The sequence below is a fragment of the Acinetobacter sp. UBA1297 genome (assembly GCF_002307755.1).
Taxonomy (GTDB): domain Bacteria; phylum Pseudomonadota; class Gammaproteobacteria; order Pseudomonadales; family Moraxellaceae; genus Acinetobacter; species Acinetobacter radioresistens.
Window position 1 is genome coordinate 48,767 of record NZ_DBUF01000026.1, and the last position, 21,229, is coordinate 69,995.

The window sequence follows — 21,229 nt, forward strand, 5'->3', positions numbered from 1 at the left end:
TAACCTAATCTCTAACTGTAGGAAAAATATAATGTGAAGTAAATTCGGTATGCTGCGAACTGTCTTGCCACAGGCGAACAAAATCCGCTTGTTGTGGCTGCTGGCTTAAATACGCAATTGTGGATTGAATCCAGAAACGATGATCCTCTGCAAGCAACTGACCTTTCAACAGTAGCCAGCGCAGATAGATCAGCCAAGTATTTAGCACATCGCCTTCACAGTGTTGGCTTAGCTCTAGCCATTCACCATGCTGTACTTGCTCAGGCACTCGGTAACCTTCTGCACGCTTGCCCGGATAACCCAGCAATTGTGCAGCGTCATCAAGTTTCTGAAAATTGCGGCCATTAAACATGGCCATCACGTCCATTAGATCGACATGACGGTGATGATAACGGTTCTGGTAATTATTATACCGCTTCTGAATATCAATTTCGCCCTGATCAAACAGGCTCGGAGCAGAAAGACCATGATACATGGTGCGAAATAAAATAACGGGTAAGTCAAACTGTGACCCGTTCCAGCTCACCAGAGTGGGATGACGCTTTTCAAAAATGGAAAGAAACTTTCTGAGAATCTCTGCCTCAGCAAACTGCTCCTGACTAAAAGAAAATAGCCGCATGCCATGTTCATCAACCCAGAGGCCTGAAATACAGACAATCTCGTGTAAAGGCAGACGCTGAAAATCGGTCCCTGCTTCTTGGCGACGTAGTTTAATCAAAGCCTGTTCAAGCTCATCATCCGGTAAATCCAGATTGTACAGGTGCGCACCTGCCTTCAAATCGGTCAGTGTTTCGATATCAAAAATCAGGACAGGTAAGCGCATGTAATTCTCTTGAATAATTATTTATCTTCAGCTGAAAACAAACCGGTAGACAGATAACGGTCACCACGATCACAAATTATACAGACGATGACAGCATCCGGATTTTCTTCTGCAAGCTGTAAAGAAGCCCAGACCGCTCCACCTGATGAAGTTCCGGCACTGATTCCCTCTTCCCGAGCCAATCTGCGCATAGTGCGTTCAGCCTCAATCTGTGGAATGTCGATCGTGCGGTCAATACGGCTACGGTCAAAAATTGTAGGAAGATATTGTTCGGGCCAACGGCGAATACCTGCAATACTTGAACCCTCAGATGGCTGCAAGCCCACAATCTGGATATCCGGGTTCTGCTCTTTAAGATATTTTGATACCCCCATAATGGTACCGGTCGTACCCATAGAGCTGACAAAATGGGTGATTTTACCCCCCGTCTGTTTCCAGATTTCTGGTCCTGTGGTGAGATAATGGGCCTCTACATTGTCCGGATTTCCAAACTGGTTAAGCACCAAACCTTTACCGTCCTGCTCCATTTGCAGCGCGAGGTCACGGGCACCTTCCATTCCCTGCTGTGGTGTCACCTCAATCAGCTCAGCACCATAAGCCAGCATGGCATCTTTACGTTCCTGACTCATATTGCTCGGCATGATCAGCTTCATTTTATAACCACGCATAGCCGCTACCATTGCTAGCGCTATACCGGTATTTCCACTTGTGGCTTCAATGAGCGTATCACCCGGTTTGATCTGTCCACGCCTTTCAGCCTGCATAATCATATTATAAGCAGGGCGGTCTTTTACCGAGCCAGCTGGATTATTTCCTTCAAGCTTGGCCAGCACAGTCGCTCGAGTGTGGCTAGCCAAGCGCTGTAAACGTACCAGTGGAGTTTTTCCAACATAATAGTCCAGCAGAAATTCATCCGCGGTAAAGTCAGGGGTCATCGTTGTCATTGTATGCACCTATATCGAGGTGATCAGTATTGTATGAAAAAATGCTTGCGCCTGCACTCATTTAACGTGCTTTTCTTAAAACCACTTAATGCACGGCCAGTTTTATATAAAGCATGCTAATATGCCTGCATGGGGAATGAACAGCTCAAGCCATGTCGAATCTGAATAAGAAACTATCTAAGCGCCTACATTTAAATCATGCCTATGGGCAGCTTATTGCCTTGATTTTTGTCCCCATTATGGTTCTTGCATGTGTTGGCGCGGCACTGGTTTTAACTGAAACTTCGAATGCGGCTAAGGCCCAGCAGCGCCATACAGCCACTGCAATTCTGACTCGCTATGAGCATGTAGCCCAGCAATTGTTTTATTTGCTTAGTCAAAACCCCGACCGTTACACTCAAGCACGTAACATTCTACAGTACATGTTTATTGAGCAGCACCTGCAAGGTGCCATGATTATTGATAAGAATGGTAAAAGCTATTTAGATATAGGCTTCCAAAGCGAGCCATCCCAAATAAAGCCTCCACAAAACTCTATCTTTTTTGGACCTGTTTCCTATCATCACAATCATCTTTATGGCTTGCAGATATCTTCTGATCCAGCCAATAAAGCCTGGCTGGTTATTGAAATGGACAACCAGCCATTGGAAATTGCGCGTTACCGGGTCATGATAGTGTTGATCGCTACCGGGCTTTTAACCTTATTATTGCTGTTACTGTGCCTGAATTTTTATTCACGGCGCTGGATTGCACCGATGTATGAGATCCGCATGCAGCTACAGCGGTTAAATGTCGATACTTTAGACCAGCACATTATTATTAACAGTACTGGCGAGCTGAGACTCTTACAGCGCGATATTGCCAATGTAGTGAAACGCCTACATTTTAGCTTTCTGGAGCTAAAAGAACATACCGAACAGACTGAAGATGACCTGCGCCGGACACTAGACACCCTAGAGGTTCAGAATATTACTTATCGCCAGGCACGCGATCAGGCAATTTCTGCAAATCAGGCCAAGTCAGTATTTCTAGCCAATATCTCGCATGAATTACGTACCCCGCTAAACAGTATTGACGGTTTTATTCACTTGATGCTAAGGCAGGATAATCTTAGCAATGAGCAGAACCTGTATTTGCAGACTATCCGTAAATCTTCTGCTCACCTGCTGGCCCTGATTAACGATGTACTGGATTTTTCTAAAATTGATGCCGGTAAGCTTGAGCTTGAAACTGCACCATTTGACCTTGAGGAAGCTATTTTTGATGTAATGGATATGCTGTCACCCCTTGCCGCACAAAAACAGATCGATATGGCATTTTATTATGGTGATGATGTTCCGCAATATATTGTAGGTGATGTACTGCGCTTCAAGCAGATTCTGACCAATTTGATTTCCAATGCAATCAAATTCACCCCAGATGGGGAGATTATTGTCCGGGCGCGGATGGAACAAGATGGTATGGAACAATGTCTCTTACATTTCAGTGTGCAGGATAGCGGCATTGGTCTGAGCGGTACTGATCGCAAAAAACTGTTTGAGTCTTTCTCACAGGGTGATACTTCGGTGACACGCCAGTTTGGAGGAACAGGTCTAGGGCTAGCAATCTCTAAACAGTTAGTACACCTGATGCAGGGACAAATCGGATTTGAAGATAATCAGGAGCGTGCACCTACAGAAAAGGGCTCAACATTCTGGTTTACCGCCATGTTTGGGGTGGAAGATGAGCATGAACAGCAACATCCGAATTTCGAACATATTCATGTTTTATCCTTCTTGGCCCATCCAGCTACTGCTAACGTATTGCGTCATTATCTGGAAAATTATCAGGTTAAGCATACTGAGACACAATCAATCCTGGATCTGTTCAGCCGCCTGAACCAGCTAAAAGACCAGAGTGAGAATACCTGGCTCATTGTAGACCATAGTGGTGACAGTGAAGCATTACTAAAAGAAATTCGTAGCCGCTATTCGGGACATCTTGCTGTTTATGGGTACCAGATGGTGCTTGAGCCGAATATTCTTACTGAATATCGTGCACGTCCCCTGTATCAGCCTCTTAGCCGTACTGCATTAATTCAGCTACTCAGCAACCAGCCAGTATTTGAACAGGATAGCCTTGAAAGTTTTAATGGCCGTGGCTTACATATATTGGCTGTCGATGATCACTTGCCAAATCTGATTGTACTTGAGGCATTACTAGGTGAGCTTAACGTTACAACTACCAAAGCGCTCAGTGGGCAGGAAGCACTAGATATCCTGCATCATCAGATTGAGCGCAAAGAAAAACTATTTGACCTGATCTTTATGGATATCCAGATGCCGGTAATGTCGGGAATTGACACCACCCGGGCTATCCGCTCACTGGAGTCAACGCTAGAGGGAGAAGTCCATCTACCGATTATCGCCCTGACTGCTCATGCTTTAGCCGATGAAAAAAATAAACTGCTGAAAGTAGGGATGGATGACTATGTCACCAAACCCATTCAGATTGATCAGCTGATTCATATCCTGACGCAGTGGACCAATAATCAGTTTAATCAGCCTCCCGCAATTGAAAGCGGTATTTTACTTGATGCTCTAGACCCTGAAGTTCTGGACTGGCAACAGAGCCTGCAGCTGGCAGCGAACAAGGAAGACCTGGCCCATGATCTGCTTAAGATGCTGGTGGACAGTTTTCCGGCTGAACTGGCTGAAATGCAGCAACTGATTGAGCTGGAAGATTTCCCCCAACTTGAACATGTACTGCACCGTCTATATGGCGCCACCCGTTATGTAGGTACGCCCAAGTTACAGGAGACCAGCGGAAGTTTTGAACAGTTTGTCTCTACCTTGCGCAAAGAACGCCGTAAGGCAGATGAAGCTTTTATTCAGGAAACCTTAAACCGTTTTGATGAACTAACAGCAATCATTCATGAAGTTGAGACTGCTGCCCGGCACATTCTGGATGCTTCTTAAAGCAAATAAATTGACTTAAATGCAAGACACAGCTCATTTACGTGACTCGGCTGTCATGCATCTGAGGTCATGCAATGGTATGCTCAGCCTCAAGAGAGAAAATAAGAGTTAGAAAAATGGCACTACTGCGTATAGAAAAAAATAATGGGATAGCGATAGTCTATCTGAACCGGCCAGAGAAACGTAATGCAATGAGTTTTGCTTTGTTACGTGAACTGATTAGTACGGCCAAAACTATAGAAAAAGATCGTTCCATCCGCTGTGTTATTTTAACGGGTGAGGCCAATGTATTTAGTGCCGGTATTGATCTGGGTGACCTCAATAATCCTAAAAACCGGGCCTATGCTGTTTGGGAGCTGCTCAAACCCGGTCAAAGCCTTTTCCAGAAAGCTTTTCTGGTCTGGCAAAACCTGCCAGTGCCGGTAATTGCAGCCCTCGAAGGTTTTTGTTTTGGTGCTGGAATGCAGCTTGCACTGGCTGCTGATATTCGCATTGCCCATCCTGAAACAAAGATGTCAATTATGGAAAGTCGCTGGGGCCTAGTTCCTGATATGGGTCTGTCACGTTCTTTAAAAGGTCTGGTGGGTATAGATCTGGCTAAGGAATTAACACTGACCGCACGGATTTTCAAGGCTCAATATGCCAAAGAAATTGGTTTAGTGACTCATTTGGATGAACAGCCTCTAGTACGGGCTCAAGCTTTGGCACAAGAAATGCTGCAACGCTCACCTGATGCTTTACTGGCTGCAAAACGGGTTCTGGAAGCAATGCAACATCAGCCAAAACAGTCATTACGGCTAGAAAAAATCTGGCAATTCAAGTTATTACTAGCAAAAAACACACGTCTTGCCCGTCAAAAAGATAAACGTCCTGAAATTGAATATCTGCCGCGTCAATACAAATAATAGAGAGCGAGACTGATGAGTTTTAACCGTGACATTCCAATAGCATTTTTAGGCATGGGACTGATGGGAAGCCGCATGGCTGCACGCCTGATTCATGCCGGCTTTCAGGTCGCAGTCTGGAACCGGACAGCTTCTGCTTGCGCCCCCCTGCTTGACACAGGTGCAAAAGCATTAGATCTGGAGCAACTGGGACGTTATAAAATTATTCTGACTTGTCTGGCAGATGATCAGGCTGTCCAGCAAGTTTTCAACCAGATCCAGCCCTATTTAAAACCCGGCCAGACCATTGTAGATTTTTCCAGTCTATCAGTAGATAAAACCCTGGAACTGGCACAGGCAGCCCGACGGCAACATGTCAACTGGATTGACTCTCCCGTATCAGGGGGTACAGCAGGAGCCGAACAGGGAACACTAGTGATTTTCGCTGGTGGAAATGCTGAAAAAATTCAGGACCTCACCTTAGTCTACAATGTTTTGTCACAACGTGTGACTCGTATGGGAGAAACAGGCACAGGTCAGGCGACCAAAATCTGCAACCAGCTCATCGTTGCGGCCAACAGTATATTAATTGCCGAAGCAGTTGCGCTAGCAGAACAGGCTGGTGTTGATACCCGACTATTAGCTCCTGCACTTGCAGGTGGTTTTGCCGACTCAAAACCGTTTCAGATTCTTGCTCCGCGTATGGCTACTCATGTATTTGAACCGGTACAATGGAAAGTGCAGACTTTATCAAAAGATCTGGGCAATGCAGTTAAGCTGGCAGAACAGTTCAAACTTGATATACCTGTAGCAAAGCAGGCCTTAACACAGTTAACTTCACACCAGCAAAATGGTTTTGCGGAAAAAGACCTGGCTACCGTGATTCAGCAGGTCAAATCTTAATTGTTCAAGGAATGAAAACATGTGTAAGCTTGCAGTTAATCTGTCCATGATCTTTACTGAAGTGCCACTCATTGAGCGTTTTGCACTTGCTCATGCGCATGGCTTCCAGCATGTCGAAATCCAGTTTCCTTATGAGCTCGAAATAGAACAGATTACCAGACAGCTGCACAAATACAAATTGGGTCTATGTCTGATCAATGTACCGGCTGGCGACCTGATGCAAGGCGGTAATGGCCTAGCAGGAGTCCCGGGGCAGGAAATTGCCTTTCATCGTGCTCTTGAACAGGCCATTGATTATGCCATAGCACTTAAAGTACCTAGTATAAATATACTGGCCGGCAAACAGCCAGAAGATGCAGATTTACTGCCTTGTCTGAACACCTTGGCACACAACTTGAAACTGGCCTGTCACCTTGCGACAGAGCAGGGAATTCAGCCAGTTTTTGAGATGATCAATGGCACAGACATGCCACGCTTCCTGGTACAAAACATAGCACAGGCTCAGGAAATGCTTGAAGCAGTCAACCATCCAGCCTTAAAAATGCAATATGATTGCTACCATATGGCAATGATGGGTGAAGATGTGTTGGCATCCTTGCAAGAAAACATTGCTTCAATTGGACATATTCAGTTTGCTGACTGCCCGGGACGACATGAGCCTGATACGGCCCAGATTTCTTATTCAGAGATTTTCACTTGGTTAAAGCAAAGTAAATATTCAGGATTTATTGCCGCAGAATATAAACCAAGAGCTCACTCAAGCACTTCTTTTCACTGGAAAAATAAATATTTTCCTGATCAAATTTAATACATAAAATGTTACGCGCGATAATTTGAAATCTGTTCACAAAAGCGCTATATTAGATACTGAATAATAGTTTGGAAAATATGTTTTTTATGAATTTAGAACCATCGCCCAGCGTGTCTAATTCTTACGATCTCGCCATGAATTCTCAAAGCCAGAGTGTGCAGGAATGCTTAAAAGTTGTGCACAATGCTTTAACCGATGTAAAAGCTAAAGATATTATTGAACTTGATGTCAGTTCAATTAGTAATGTTGCTGATGCAATTGTAATCGCAAGTGGTACATCAACACGTCATGTAAAAGCTTTGGCTGATAATGTTGCTGATGAAGCACGTAAAGCCGGTTTCCGTCCTATAGGTATTGAAGGCGAACGTGATGCAGAATGGATCCTGATTGATTTAGGATATGTAGTGGTACATGTGATGCTGCCTACTGCACGTAAGTTCTACGATCTAGAAAGCTTATGGCGTAATGCACCTGAATCTGTAGCGTAAAACTCCCTGAAAAAGCGACCTCTTCGGTCGCTTTTTTACATTTAGGATCTTTTTAATAATTCATCATATAAAGCTCTTAAAAAACCGATATTCCACTTATTTTTTTCGGATATGATCTGTTTCTTTGATCAGTTTAAGTTGAATAATGCATAAAATTTCAAACCGGTTAAATCCTTCTAAATAGCAATATTTAAAATTCCCTAGTCTCCCGCATTCAATATGAAAAGGTGAGGCAGCATATTGCCCACCATCTTAAAAGTACTTATTTCAAGCAAATATACTATGCATTACTACTCCTATTAAGTAGCGGATATGAATGAAAGATAGAGGATATAAAACGTAAAGCAGATCAATTATTTTTTATTTTTAATATATTTTTCCTAAAAGAAATAGCAATTTAAATTAAACCTGCAGGCTTAACTCTGCCAGTCTATAAGACAGTAGATTCAATATAAATAATAGAAAGGGTTACAAATGATTTCTTTAATTTTTAATAAATACTATAAAACAGATGAGGAAAGCTAAATTGAATACTATATAGTAGTTTAGAATAAATTTTGTTTGCCTACATTAAATAAGATTATAAAAAAAGCCACCCTAAGATGGCTTTCATTATTTTTTAGAAATTAGTGACCCGTGCCATTAATTGCTTTGGTCATATCCTCGACCACTTTCTTCGCATCACCGAAAATCATCATAGTTTTTTCGTTGTAGAACAGGTCATTATCGAGTCCGGCATAACCAGTTGCCATTGAACGTTTGATTACCATGATAGTACGTGCCTTATGCGCTTCAAGAATTGGCATACCATAGATTGGCGAGTTTGGATCATCTTTAGCAGCCGGATTGACCACATCATTTGCACCAATTACCAGTACCACGTCAGTTGCTGGGAAATCTGAGTTAATCTCATCCATTTCCAGAATATCTTCATAAGGTACATCAGCTTCAGCAAGTAAAACGTTCATATGCCCCGGCATTCGGCCTGCAACCGGATGAATTGCAAACCGTACAGTAACACCCTGCTCTTTTAACAGATTGGCTAATTCCTTGACCGCATTTTGCGCACGGCCTTGCGCCATTCCATAACCTGGCACAATTACTATACTGTCTGCATTTGACATCAGGAAGCCAGCATCATCAGCTGAACCTGAACGGTGGTTACGCTGCACCTGCTCACCTGCGGCTGCACTTCCTGCGACCGCAGTACCGCCCATCGCGCCACCAAACAGTACATTAATGATAGAGCGATTCATGGCTTTACACATGATATAAGACAAAATAGCACCTGATGAACCCACCAGTGAACCTGCCACTATCAGCATATTATTTTCCAAGGTAAAACCAATACCCGCAGCCGCCCAGCCAGAAAAAGAGTTGAGTAACGAAACCACTACCGGCATATCACCACCGCCAACTGGTGCAATCCATACCCAGCCAAAGACCAGTGCCAAGATAGTCATTGCCCAGAACGCCTGCATGTTTCCTGTTGTAAAGAAGTAAAAACCGCATGCTAACATGGCAATAAAGATAATCGCCTGTACTGGTTTTACCCAGCCGCCAGAGATCGTTTTAGCCCATTTCTTTGCAGCCAATTTACCGTAAGCAAATACTGAGGCTGTAAAGGTAATTGCACCTACAAAACAACCCACAAACAGTTCAAACAGGTGAACCTTGTTCATATGGGCATGTTCAACTCCAGCAGCAGTCAGGGCCGCTTCATTTTGTAAAAACAATGCGCTGAGCTGGTTATTATGCAGAATGGCTGCTATCGCAATCAGAACTGCTGCCAGACCCACCAGAGAATGCATTAAAGCTACAGTTTCCGGCATCTGGGTCATCGGTACAGTACGTGCCCGGGCAATACCAATTAACCCGCCCAGTACCATTGCTCCTACAATCATCCAGATGACTGGATGATCTGCAACAAAAAATGTAGTGATTACCGCAATCGCCATAGCAATCATGCCATAACGGTTACCAGCAATCGCTGTTTTAGGGCCTGATAAACCGCGTAAGGTCAGAATAAAAAGAATGGCACCAATCAGGTAGAACCAATCCGCATTTGCTCGAATAAATTCCATTTATTAGCCCTCTTTTTTCTTTTGCTTTGGCTTAAACATTTCAAGCATGCGTGCCGTTACAGCGAAACCGCCAAAAATATTAATACTGGCCAGAAAGACTGCGATTGCACCAAGTACACTCACTACATTGATGCTCTGGAACGCTACATTTGCGTCCACACCAAACACAGGCATACCTACTGTCTGAATCATGGCACCTACAATAATAATTGAGGAAAGTGCATTGGTTACTGCCATCAACGGTGTATGTAATGCCGGAGTAACGCCCCATACCACGTAATAACCCACAAAGATGGCCAGGACAAAAATTGTAATAGTTTCAACCATGAGCAGTCTCCTTAACCACGTTTAAGCAGGACTTGGCCATTGTGAGTGACCAGCAGGGCTTTTTGAATTTCGTCTTCCAGGTTAACCGTAAAGTTTTTTTCTTGATCAAACAGGGTTTCGACAAAATTGAATACATTACGGGCATACAATGCTGAAGCTTCTGTCGCCACAGTGGCAGGAATATTCGGCACACCCAGAATTTTTACACCATTACTGGTCGTGACTGTCTCACCACATTTAGAGCCTTCTACATTACCGCCTGACTCAACTGCCATATCCAGAATGACTGAGCCCGGTTTCATCTTGGCCACAGTTTCAGCTTTAATAAGACGCGGCGCATCGCGGCCAGGTAGCAGCGCCGTAGTAATTACAATATCGGCATTGGAAACAGCTTTATCAACAATAGCGGCCTGATCTTTAATATATTGTTCTCCAGGCATCCAGCCGTAACCATTTTTTGCAGCTTCCGCAGCACGTTGCTGCTCTTCTGCAGACATGGGTACATCCAGCCATTTGCCACCCAGAGACTCAACCTGATCTTTTGCAGTTGGACGCAGGTCAGTTGCTTCAACTACTGCACCCAGGCGCTTCGCTGTTGCAATTGCCTGCAGGCCTGCAACACCCACTCCCATGACCACTACACGGGCGGGCTTTACGGTACCAGCCGCGGTCATCAGCATTGGGAACATACGTTGATATTCATTGGCCGCCAGCAGTACCGATTTGTAACCGGCCAAGTTGGCCTGTGAAGACAGTACATCCATATTTTGTGCACGAGACAAAGTACGAGGCAACAACTCAAGGGCAAATGCAGAAACCTGTTGTGATGCAAACTGATCAAGCTCAGTATTACGATATGGATCAAACATTGCCACAACCGTTGTATGAGGAGAAAGTTTCTGAATCTCCTCCCCTTTAGGTGCCCGAACTTTTAAAATAATCTGGCTATTCTGATAGGCATCATCGGTTATGGTTGCACCAACCTGTTCATAAGCGCTATCTATATAAGCAGCTTTAACCCCTGCTCCACGTTCAATAACGACACTATGACCAGCATTGATCAACTTTTTTACTGTCTCTGGCGTAGCAGCCACACGATTTTCACCGATAACAGTTTCGGTTGGGATTCCGATCTGCATGAGCGTTCCTCAAGCTAATTTTTCTTAAGTAAACATCGCCAAAAACGATGTTTCCCCCAGGATGTATTCTTGTTGAATTTCTGGATTCTAATTGAACCGTTTTAAAATACTACCAATATTTATTTAATAAATACCTATATTTTGAACTGATGATTCATAAATATAAAAAATCCAACCATAAAATATAATTATTATTTATACATTAAATGAATATTTTTTATTCATTCTGTCTATTTTTTATCCACCCTTTCTTTTAATTTCCTTGTTATATATTTTTTATAATTTTCTATAGCAACATTGAATGGCATTTCTGACAATGAATGGCACACTTTTAAACATTCATCACACCACTTGCCGACTTTATTTTCCGGTAACCTGTACTCAATTTAATTCTACATGAAGGCATATTTTGCTTTTCTGACAGAATAGTGAGTTCATTAAAATAAGAAAATAGCAGTGTTCTTTAAAGTTCTAGGCAAAAAAGTGAATCATGGATAAAGCATATTAAACTGGTTAGTTACACTTAGTAGTGATAGATATTTTGTTAAATCTAGAGCTTTATCATAGTTTGAAAAAAATATAGAAATTTACAGAAAAATTTTTTTCATCATTTTATCTGATGATGAACAGCTGATCCATTTCTATTTTTTGATTTAAATTGCACTATTTTTGGGCATAAACAGAGCAAGAGTTAAGACTGTATAAATTAAATTTCTATATATAGTGATTATTCTGCTGTGTTCTGATCAAGCAAATCTTTCTCTAATAAATGACCTTAATAAATTGACTTATTCCCTAAGCTTTAAGGATTAATGACTTTTTTATATTTTCTCTCGCCACGGTAAAACTTTATAATTCAAGTATCGATACGTTTGCCGCTCTGGCTGCATCAGGCAAAATGATTAAACAAGACTATAAAATGAAATTTTCCATTACCCGGATACAGCTTGGCTCCCTGTTTGCCATTTGCTCTGCTTTTCTATTTAGTACCAAAGCAATTTTTATCAAGCAGACTTATGCTCTTTCTCCACTAGTTGACGCTACGCTATTGATGGCGCTGAGAATGGCGAGTGCCTTACCCTTTTTTCTTATTATTTGCTGGCTGAATCGTCACCGTAATCAGGATATCAGACCGCGAGAATGGTTATTACTGGTGTTGGCGGGCATACTCGGCTATTACCTTGCCAGCTGGCTTGATTTCTTAGGATTAATGTTTATCAGTGCCTCACTGGAAAGGATTATCCTGTTTTTATATCCAACTCTAACGGTACTGGCTTCTAGTCTGATTTACCGGCAAAAGCTCGCTTCAAAAACGCTTTTTGCAATTTTACTCAGCTATGGTGGTACAGTTTTGGTGATGTTACAGGAACATCAGTCTGGTCCTGAAAACTCTTTATGGTTAGGTGCAGGACTGGTTTTTGCCAGTGCTGTGGCCTTTTCAGCTTACCTTTTGCTTACACCGCATCTAATCCATAAATTTGGTTCCTGGAATTTTACAGGCCTAGCTCTGAGTGTAGCTTGTGGTGGTACTTTAATACATTATTTTCTTGCCACCCCCCAACCTTTAGGACTGATTACACAGTTACCTACCTCTGTGATCTGGTACGGTATTGCACTAGGAATTCTGGTGACGGTATTACCCACTATTTTACTTATGCAGAGTATAGAGCGATTGGGTGCAGCGCAATCAGCCATGATTGCCTCTATTGGACCAATTTTGACACTGCTTCTGGCCGTAGTATTTTTAGACGAATACCTGAATGGCTGGCAGTGGCTAGGATGTATCTTAAATATTGTTGGTGTAATGATAATTACATTAAGTAAGCGAAAGCTGCAGCATTGAATTTTACTTTTATGGAAGTTAGATATTCTGCTTGTCTATAATAGTTATTTTCATAATGTGCTAAAAGAGTGCATGAAGAATCTTAAATAACTGCGTATCAAAGTAGAATAGCAGCAACTTGATGTAAGCTGGAGCTGCCCTGCATCTCTATAGCAAATACAGTTTCAGAAAAGTAACCGCCAGATTTGGCCATTTTTTAATTCCGGAAAAGTAAAATGGATAACTCTCAGGATATTAGCCAGAACAGACCACTGCTCTGGCTAATGGCAATCGCATGTGGGCTATGTGCAGGAGTAAATTATTATTGTCAGCCACTGGTACATTCTATTCAGCAATATTTTGCCGTAACTGAGGCCCAAGCAGCTTTAACTGTTACTTTTGCTCAGGTCTCTTATGCGCTAGGCTTGCTGTTTATTGTACCTTTAGGGGATATTCTCAATAAAAGCAGATTTATTCCTTTACTCATGTTTTTTGCTGCTATTGGTCTGCTTCTTTGTGGTTTTGCTATCAACCTGCCTATGCTCTGGGTTGGCACTGTTATAGCAGGTCTGTTTTCAGTTGCTGCTCAGGTGCTTATTCCACTGGCTACCATGGCGGTTCAACCGGAAAAGACCGGAGAGGTCGTTGGTTTTTTAATGAGTGGCCTGTTAATCGGGATACTTCTTTCAACCAGTCTGGCAGGCGTATTATCCAATCTATTTGAATGGAACATTATTTATTTGGCTAGCGCGGTCATGATGTTATGCCTGGCTTACCTGCTAAAAAGTCGGCTGCCTTATGTCATGCGTTTCAAGATGGGCTATCTGCAAATCTTTAGTTCAATGGCCAGCCTGATTAAAGAAGAAAAACGTCTGGTCTTACGCTCACTCGTCGGTGGGTGCGCATTCGCTTCGGTCAGTACACTTTTTTCAACAATTGCAGTATTACTTTCAGGGCCTGCATTCCAGCTACCTGACTTTATGATTGGCTTGATACCTCTTATGGGGATATTTGGTGCCTTATCCACCCAGTGGATTGGTAAACAGGCAGATAAAGGTTATACCCGGATTCTTACCTGGATCGGTTGCGGGCTATTAGGTATCAGCTGGATTGCATTTTATTTTACCCAGTATAGCTTAATAAGTTATATCACCGGCTTCGGTATAATCCATCTAGGTTTGGCAATAGTGCATAGCTGCAACCAGAATATTGTCTTCCGGCTACGCCCAGATGCCAAATCTCGTTTAAATGCCATTTACATGACCATGTATTTTATTGGAGCTGCGGGCGGTTCTGCATTAGGAATTTATGCTTGGCATCATGGGGGATGGCTGATGACCTGTCTAGCTGGTTTCTCTTTGGCTCTAGCTGCAACAATATTTGCCCTGATTGACCAGTTGATCAAGCATGAGCCGCAGCAGCAGGCTTAAAAAATTTTGATCACCTAGAAGCTAGCAAACTGCAACTTGAGGATAAAAAGGCTGCTGGCTATGGATAAAACATTCTCCATGTTCCAGCATGATTAAAATTAACACAGGAAGCAATGTAGTCAGGATACGGGAAGCCAGCTCATTCAGCTCAGCCTGTAACTGGCTTTTGCAGGTGATGCCACCTTGCAGAATTTGAGTATGTAGCGTTATTAATCTTGCAAATACTATTTCTAGTAATGCAGCAGTGTCTTTATGTCTGAATATCTGTTCACAGTTTTGCTGCTCCTGTAAATCTTGCATCTGCCATTCTGGCTGTGTTAGCTGGCCATGACGATATTGCCAGTAGGACTGCCGGCTATATTGGCTCATCAGGTAAGTCTGTATAGCTGGATAAAGCCTTCCCCATAAAGTTCGCTCAAGTTTCCCTTCTACATCATGTTGCAAGAGTGATTTTAAAAATAGGCAGAGTTCTTCTTGATGTGAAATTTGGTTTATTTTTGAAGTCACATATAGGGCCTGTAAGCTAATCCATAGGCTAAGGATCTTTAGCTCGAGATTTTCATCGAGATCAATCGATTGTTTCAACCAGCTGATGCTACGCTGCATCCGCAAATTAAAATGCTCAGGATATTCGGCTTTTTTTGCTCTGAAAACCTCTTCTAGCACTAACATTGCCTACCCCACTTATGATTATTTTATCTTGTCTATATTTTTAAAATAGCGCTAAAGCTGAGGTTACTTCAAATACTTATTGTGACCAGAGGTTAATTTTATTTTATACCTCGTGATTTGGCCCTACAGTTAAAAGCTTACCCTGTTGTATCAGATCTAAACCCCGTATAATACGCCTCTTCGTTTTTCTGTTAGCTTCAGGCCCGGATATGCAAATTCTTCAGTCACCTCAGCCTCGTATTTCGGTTGCGCCGATGATGGATTGGACGATATTAAAAATATAATTAATAAAATTCAAAAAGTTAGACAAAAAAATAAATCAGTGGTATAAATTTGGTGTAAAAATAATTATTTAAATAAAACACAAAACTTACTATGAGCTATCATTTATCTAGCTAAGTAAAAGTGGATCTAAAGTCAGTGAAGTAGTAACTTAAAAAGGATGCAATTGTAGTAAAAGCCATATGGAACAAGACAACATAAAATACGACTTTAAAAGCTACCTACATAAGTCTCTAATCAAGTATGATATAGCACTTTCTAGTGCTGTTTAACTTCCCATATGTTGTCAAAAAAAACTATCCCTTTAAATCTACAATATTTAGGTGGTAAAAGTAGAATTGTGAATAAAATTTTACATCTGCTTACATTGAATAAAAATAATAAAAAATTTGTAGATTTATTTTCAGGATCAGGTGTGGTTGCTTATGTAGCTACGACTCAAAAATGTTTTAATACTGTATATGCTAATGATATCCAGCCCTACTCTTACGAATTCATTAATGCATTATTATCCCAAAATAATATTACTCCTGATGATTTAATTCTTACTTTATCACAAGTAAATAAACAAGACCTTTTAGCTGACTCCCGACAGATTTTTTCAAAAGATTATGAATTAGAGCACAATTTTTTTGTATCAACACAGAATATAGAATTTGATTGGACAAAATATAAAAAATTTTGCGATGAAACCGTGCTTTTAGAAGGCAATCAAATTAATAACAAAAATTTTAATTTATTTCTTCATTATTATAGAAATACATATTTTGGTGTTTATCAATGCGCAGAAATTGATTATTTAAAGCAACAAATTTCATCATTAAAAAATACTAACCCTCCGCTTGCTCAAGCATTGGAAGCATGCGTTATTTCTAGTATGAGTTACAATGTATCCAGCACCACTCATTTAGCTCAATTTTTAAAACCTAATAGTCTTAAAACCACACTAAATTTAATTGAAACTCGAAAATGCTCTATAATTAAAGATGTAATAGACCGTTTAAAAGATTTAAAAATAAAAAATATTTCTTCAAATACAGAAGTATTTAATTTAGATTATCTAGAAGCATTAGAAAATATTCCTATAGATAGTCAAACAGTAGTTTATGCTGACCCTCCTTATTTTAAGGAACATTATTCACGGTATTATCATATTCTTGATACTTTTGTACTCTATGACTATCCTGAACTAACTTTTAATACTCGTCTTAATACTGTAACTGTAGGAAGATATAGAAAGGATAGATTAGTATCTGACTTTGGGAAAAAAGCTTTAGCTCCCAAAGCATTTGAAAAAATGATTGATATTATAATGACCAAAGGAGCAACCTTAGCAATTAGTTATGCTAGTAGCTCTATTGTTCCTAAAGATTTTTTTGTAAATTATGCCAAAGATAAGCAGTATAAATTAGAAATCTTTGAGTTTAATTTACAACATGTGTGATTCATAGAGATCGTTTCAATTTAGCGATCTCTAAATCCATCTTGTAATTGGCGTGTTGAATCCGTTCATTGGATGGGTTGTATTGCTTCTGGACCTCATCAGAGAAAGGGGTTTCTTCACATAATTCAAAGTACCTTTCCATCGGTGTTTTACCTTTCAAAGCTGAATGTGGTCTCATCCAGTTATAGTAATGCTGCCATTCGGCTAGCTTGTCTTGGATATCTTCAGAATTAATATCGACAGTAGCGTAGAACTCAGATTTATCAGTCTTTTGAGAACGCTCTACCTTGCCATTCAAATGAGGTGAACCTGGTTTATTTGGCCTAAATTTGATTCCATACTGCATCAATTTTTTCTGTACTTTTTCAGCAAAAAATTCCCGCCCACGATCGGTCTGTATTCGCTGTATGGGAAAAGGCATTTCTTCAATTACGCAGTCTAAAAAGTCGAGCGTATTCGCCGCTGTTCGGCGTTTATATATCCTTAAAACGCGATATCGTGTGCAGTCATCGATAGATGTGTACTGATATAGCCCAGGACCCAGTTTACAGGTATCCATTTGAATTCTATCGCCTGGTAATGGGCGTTCATAACGAATGAAATCTACTTTACGACGGAATTTTTTAATCGGTTTGACTTGATGGGTGGATAGTACTTTATGGATAGTCGCTAAGGACAACGAGACTCCGTGCAGCCTCATCAATTCTGTTTGCAAACGTCGAGCACCCAGATTTCTAGCCGAGCGCATTTCCAATATTAAGGCTTCTAGCTCAGCATTGATTTTAGTATTTGGAGATTTTAATGGGCGTTTACTCTGACTACTTAATCCATCAATACCTTGCTCAGAATATCGTTTCCACCACTTGCGTAATGTTGGTCTAGAAATGCCACATCTCCGACAGACTAGGCCAGCATCATTGGTCTCTTCAAATAATTTAACCCATACGAGTCTTTGTTGAATTTCTCTGTTCATAGACACCAATTATATTGAAATGATGTCTATGAATCACACATTTTATAAAAGGTATGGAAAATCCTTTTGTCCATACTTTTTATTTTTTATAAATTAAATAATGATTATTTTCTAATTAACAATTTTCACCGATCTTTTCAAATCCCGCTTAATTTCGAGTGCATCCATCTCTATCACTGGCTGGTGCAATCCCTCTTCCTGATAAAACTCCTCTACCACATCCAATCCCTCCTCTAGATCCATTTCAAACTTCGCATTGGCAAAGCCTGGTCGTGCCATCTGATCAAGAGCCTCTTGATCAAATCCTGCCTGCTTACTTTGCTGATCAATCTCACGTGCTGTGTGAATCGCAGACTGTAAATCAATGCCTTCCCTCAATGTTGTTATCGGCAGTGTAGAAATGACCCCCTAACGGCATTTAAAAACTGCCCCCCTTGGTTAATATAGCGGTCATTTTGGACTGCTCAACATGTTAACTTTGGAGCAAGCAGTGACAATCCAAATACTTCATCAGCAAGGTAAATCTATTAAAGCTATTACTCGTGAACTGGGGGTGTCCAGAAATACCGTACGTAAATATTTACGGCAAAACACCACACCTCAGTATCAGCGTATACAGCCTAGAATAAGTATCCTTGACCCATATAAACCCTATTTACTCCAACGTGTAAATGCAGCACATCCTGAATGGATTCCTGCCGTTGTGCTCTACCAGGAAATTTTAGGGTTGGGATATCCAGGAAAGATCAGGATCTTGAGGGAATACCTTGCAACATTAAAACCAGTTGCTCAACCGGAACCGATCATTCGTTTTGAAACCCAACCTGGCCAACAAATGCAGGTGGATTTCACCACGATTCGACGCAACAACTCGACTTTAAAAGCCTTTGTCGCAACATTAGGGTATTCCAGAGCGACTTTCGTGAAATTTTATGATCATGAACGTACGGATGCATGGATCGATGGTCTGGAAAATGCATTTCAGTTCTTTGCAGGAGTACCTCAAGAAATCCTGTTTGATAACACTAAAACGATCATGATTGAACGGGATGCCTATCAGGAGGGGCAGCATAAATGGAACCCCAAACTGCTCGACTGCGCCAAGAAGTACAGCTCTCGTCCTCGCGTATGTAAGCCCTACCGCGCACAGACCAAAGGCAAAGTTGAACGCTTTAATGGATACCTCAAATCAAACTTTATTGTGCCATTGAAAGCAAGCCTGAAGACTTCGGGTTTACTGTTAGATGTTGATGTCGCCAATGCCCACATTGGCTGGTGGCTGCATGAAACCGCCAATCAGCGGATTCATGCCACCACGCAAGAAAAACTGGCTGTTCGACTGCAACAGGAGCAGCAAAAATTTACGCCATTACCGCAATCAGATACGGGTTCTGGCACTGTACCTGTTGCAACAGCACAGCATGTCATGCCCTACGAGAGTTTGCAGCATCCGTTATCGGTATATGACCAGTTGCTAGGAGTTTCCTGATGAATCTGCAATACGAACGTATAGAGCAGCTTTGCCAAAAGCTCAATCTACCTGCTATCGCATCACAATGGTCACATCATGCACAACAAACATTAGGTCAGGATGGAAGTTATGCCGACTTTGTTGAAGCTATCTTGACGCATGAATATGCTGCCAAGCAACAGCGTAGCCAGCAGGTACTGATGAAACTCTCAGGCCTGCCTCAAGTGAAAACGCTGGAAGGTTACGATTTTAATTATGCACTGGGTGCTCCCAAATCACAGGTGATTGAACTGTTCAATCTGAGCTTTATTGCTAGAGCAGAAAATGTGGTGTTTCTTGGTGCTAGCGGTGTAGGGAAAACGCATTTATCCATGGCATTAGGCTATAAGGCCATCATGAACAATGTCAAAACCAAGTTTATTACCGCCGCCGATCTCATGCTGCAACTCAGTACAGCCTATCAGCAAGGTAAATTGAAAACCTATATGCAACGGGTGATACTCTCCCCAAAATTACTGATTATCGATGAAATTGGTTATTTGCCCTTTGGACGTGAAGAAGCGAATCTGTTCTTTAACGTGATTGCCAAGCGTTATGAAAAAGGCAGTACGATATTGACGAGTAACTTATCATTTAGCCAATGGTCCAAATCCTTTGCAGATGATGTCACGTTGACCGCTGCGATGTTAGATCGGTTATTGCATCACTGTCATGTAGTACAAATATCGGGTGAGAGTTATCGTTTGAAGGATAAAAAAAGAATTGGGATTCAGCCTCAGGTTGAAACTTAATACGAGATCAAAGGGGTCAATTTTACTTTGCCATTTGTAAGGTAAAAGGGGTCAATTTTAGAATGCCGTTGACACAAGAGCTCAGTCATAGTTTTTATTTAGTCTAAGCTAAAATATTTATTCATTATTCTTATTCTCAATAAAATAGCACTATTAGAAATTTGGTTATTTTTATACGGATTAAGCAAAACTCAATATTATAAAACTATTAACTTATTTCCCCTCATAAGCCAATGACATTATTTTAAATTTCCATAGAAAAATCTAAAAATAATGACATAACCTGTCCATACATCACTACAGTATCTACTTTATAAAACAAGAATATCAACTTGTTAAATTTAGAGGTATAAGAGTGAAAGGTATAATTCTTGATTTTTCAATTCAGACCAATAGTGGGGTTATTTCAGGAGAGGATCAAAAACGCTATTCATTTATAGGTAGCGAATGGAAGGAAATTTCTCCACCTCAACGTGGTCTTAAGATTGACTTTGATCTTGACACAACAGGGCAAGCAATCGGTGTATATAAAGCACTAGATACTTCTATCAGATCAAACGCTCACATAATTAATAGTACCGAAAAATCAGAAGAAGATTACAATATTTTTGATTGGTTTATTAAGTGTTTAAAAAATTATGCAAATTTTAATGGTCGCGCTAGACGTAAGGAATTCTGGTTCTTTTATCTCGCATTAGTAATTTGCAATATTTTTGCGATGGTCTTAGATGCAATTTTAGAAACTGAAGTTATTTTTTATGGAATAGTTACTTTAGTAACTATTATTCCTTTTCTTGCTGTTTCTGCTCGCCGACTCCATGACATAGGAAAATCGGGTTGGTGGTATCTTATTAGTCTAACTATTATTGGTATTATTTTATTGATTATCTGGTGGGCGAAAGAAGGAGAAACCTTTAGTAATCCATATGGTGATATAGCGAAATAAAAAATAGACCCTCTCAGATTGAGAGGGTCTATTTTTTT

At 41.0% G+C, this 21,229-nt stretch carries 18 protein-coding genes and 1 pseudogene; 11 read left to right on the forward strand and 8 right to left on the reverse strand.

The window, feature by feature from the left end:
* Positions 1–4 precede the first annotated feature (4 nt).
* On the reverse strand, positions 5–823 hold the full coding sequence (locus B3R63_RS10695; protein ID WP_151838661.1) for a 3'-5' exonuclease: 819 nt from the start codon (positions 821–823) through the stop codon (positions 5–7).
* 17 nt (positions 824–840) lie between these two features.
* A complete protein-coding gene (gene cysM / locus B3R63_RS10700) occupies positions 841–1,767 on the reverse strand; it encodes a cysteine synthase CysM (protein WP_005016228.1) in 927 nt (308 codons plus the stop codon).
* 152 nt (positions 1,768–1,919) lie between these two features.
* Here cysM and B3R63_RS10705 point away from each other — a divergent pair, with 152 nt between their 5' ends.
* The 5 genes from B3R63_RS10705 (at position 1,920) to rsfS (ending at position 7,810) form a co-directional block, all read left to right on the forward strand.
* Positions 1,920–4,724: a GacS-like sensor histidine kinase gene (locus B3R63_RS10705; protein ID WP_005023479.1), complete on the forward strand. Its 2,805-nt coding sequence runs from the start codon at positions 1,920–1,922 to the stop codon at positions 4,722–4,724.
* 116 nt (positions 4,725–4,840) lie between these two features.
* Positions 4,841–5,629, forward strand: coding sequence for a crotonase/enoyl-CoA hydratase family protein (locus B3R63_RS10710; protein ID WP_151838662.1), 789 nt, complete (start codon positions 4,841–4,843; stop codon positions 5,627–5,629).
* 15 nt (positions 5,630–5,644) lie between these two features.
* Positions 5,645–6,511 carry an NAD(P)-dependent oxidoreductase gene (locus B3R63_RS10715; protein ID WP_286731031.1) on the forward strand — a complete coding sequence of 289 codons (867 nt, stop codon included), beginning with the start codon at positions 5,645–5,647 and terminating at the stop codon, positions 6,509–6,511.
* A 19-nt stretch (positions 6,512–6,530) separates the two neighbouring features.
* On the forward strand, positions 6,531–7,319 hold the full coding sequence (locus B3R63_RS10720; protein ID WP_005016237.1) for a hydroxypyruvate isomerase family protein: 789 nt from the start codon (positions 6,531–6,533) through the stop codon (positions 7,317–7,319).
* Positions 7,320–7,408: 89 nt separating this feature from the next.
* On the forward strand, positions 7,409–7,810 hold the full coding sequence (gene rsfS, locus B3R63_RS10725; RefSeq protein WP_005016239.1) for a ribosome silencing factor: 402 nt from the start codon (positions 7,409–7,411) through the stop codon (positions 7,808–7,810).
* 626 nt (positions 7,811–8,436) lie between these two features.
* Here rsfS and B3R63_RS10730 read toward each other — a convergent pair.
* Genes B3R63_RS10730 through B3R63_RS10740 form a run of 3 tightly spaced genes read right to left on the reverse strand, consistent with a single transcriptional unit; the run spans position 8,437 to position 11,360 of the window.
* Positions 8,437–9,894: an NAD(P)(+) transhydrogenase (Re/Si-specific) subunit beta gene (locus B3R63_RS10730; RefSeq protein WP_286731037.1), complete on the reverse strand. Its 1,458-nt coding sequence runs from the start codon at positions 9,892–9,894 to the stop codon at positions 8,437–8,439.
* A gap of 3 nt (positions 9,895–9,897) precedes the next feature.
* Positions 9,898–10,221, reverse strand: a complete 324-nt coding sequence (locus B3R63_RS10735) for a proton-translocating transhydrogenase family protein (protein WP_005016254.1) — start codon at positions 10,219–10,221, stop codon at positions 9,898–9,900.
* A gap of 11 nt (positions 10,222–10,232) precedes the next feature.
* On the reverse strand, positions 10,233–11,360 hold the full coding sequence (locus B3R63_RS10740) for a Re/Si-specific NAD(P)(+) transhydrogenase subunit alpha (protein WP_005023468.1): 1,128 nt from the start codon (positions 11,358–11,360) through the stop codon (positions 10,233–10,235).
* Between the two features lie 919 nt (positions 11,361–12,279).
* Between B3R63_RS10740 and B3R63_RS10745 the strand changes: the two genes are divergently transcribed.
* Positions 12,280–13,203 (forward strand): DMT family transporter, encoded by a 924-nt coding sequence (locus tag B3R63_RS10745; protein WP_119878423.1) that lies wholly within the window; start codon positions 12,280–12,282, stop codon positions 13,201–13,203.
* Between the two features lie 215 nt (positions 13,204–13,418).
* The gene (locus tag B3R63_RS10750) at positions 13,419–14,612 is read left to right on the forward strand and encodes an MFS transporter (RefSeq protein ID WP_286731040.1); all 1,194 of its coding nucleotides are present in this window, start codon (positions 13,419–13,421) and stop codon (positions 14,610–14,612) included.
* A gap of 21 nt (positions 14,613–14,633) precedes the next feature.
* On the opposite strand, the gene B3R63_RS10755 is transcribed toward B3R63_RS10750, so the two are convergent.
* Complete coding sequence (locus B3R63_RS10755; RefSeq protein ID WP_151838664.1) at positions 14,634–15,284, reverse strand: HEPN domain-containing protein; 651 nt, start codon at positions 15,282–15,284, stop codon at positions 14,634–14,636.
* 562 nt (positions 15,285–15,846) lie between these two features.
* On the opposite strand from B3R63_RS10755, the gene B3R63_RS10760 reads away from it, so the two are divergent.
* Positions 15,847–17,010: a DNA adenine methylase gene (locus B3R63_RS10760; RefSeq protein ID WP_286731043.1), complete on the forward strand. Its 1,164-nt coding sequence runs from the start codon at positions 15,847–15,849 to the stop codon at positions 17,008–17,010.
* A gap of 1 nt (position 17,011) precedes the next feature.
* Here the strand turns inward: B3R63_RS10760 and B3R63_RS10765 are convergent, their stop codons facing one another.
* Complete coding sequence (locus tag B3R63_RS10765) at positions 17,012–17,983, reverse strand: IS481 family transposase (protein ID WP_286731045.1); 972 nt, start codon at positions 17,981–17,983, stop codon at positions 17,012–17,014.
* A 111-nt stretch (positions 17,984–18,094) separates the two neighbouring features.
* A pseudogene (locus B3R63_RS10770) lies at positions 18,095–18,364 on the reverse strand (hypothetical protein); the annotation flags it as partial.
* An 88-nt stretch (positions 18,365–18,452) separates the two neighbouring features.
* Here B3R63_RS10770 and istA point away from each other — a divergent pair.
* The 3 genes from istA (at position 18,453) to B3R63_RS10785 (ending at position 21,191) form a co-directional block, all read left to right on the forward strand.
* Positions 18,453–19,472: an IS21 family transposase gene (istA, locus tag B3R63_RS10775; RefSeq protein ID WP_286731048.1), complete on the forward strand. Its 1,020-nt coding sequence runs from the start codon at positions 18,453–18,455 to the stop codon at positions 19,470–19,472.
* Positions 19,472–20,245: an IS21-like element ISAba8 family helper ATPase IstB gene (gene istB / locus B3R63_RS10780; RefSeq protein ID WP_286731050.1), complete on the forward strand. Its 774-nt coding sequence runs from the start codon at positions 19,472–19,474 to the stop codon at positions 20,243–20,245. Before istA ends, istB begins: the two co-directional genes overlap by 1 nt.
* Positions 20,246–20,600: 355 nt before the next feature.
* Positions 20,601–21,191, forward strand: a complete 591-nt coding sequence (locus B3R63_RS10785) for a DUF805 domain-containing protein (RefSeq protein WP_286731051.1) — start codon at positions 20,601–20,603, stop codon at positions 21,189–21,191.
* Positions 21,192–21,229 lie beyond the last annotated feature (38 nt).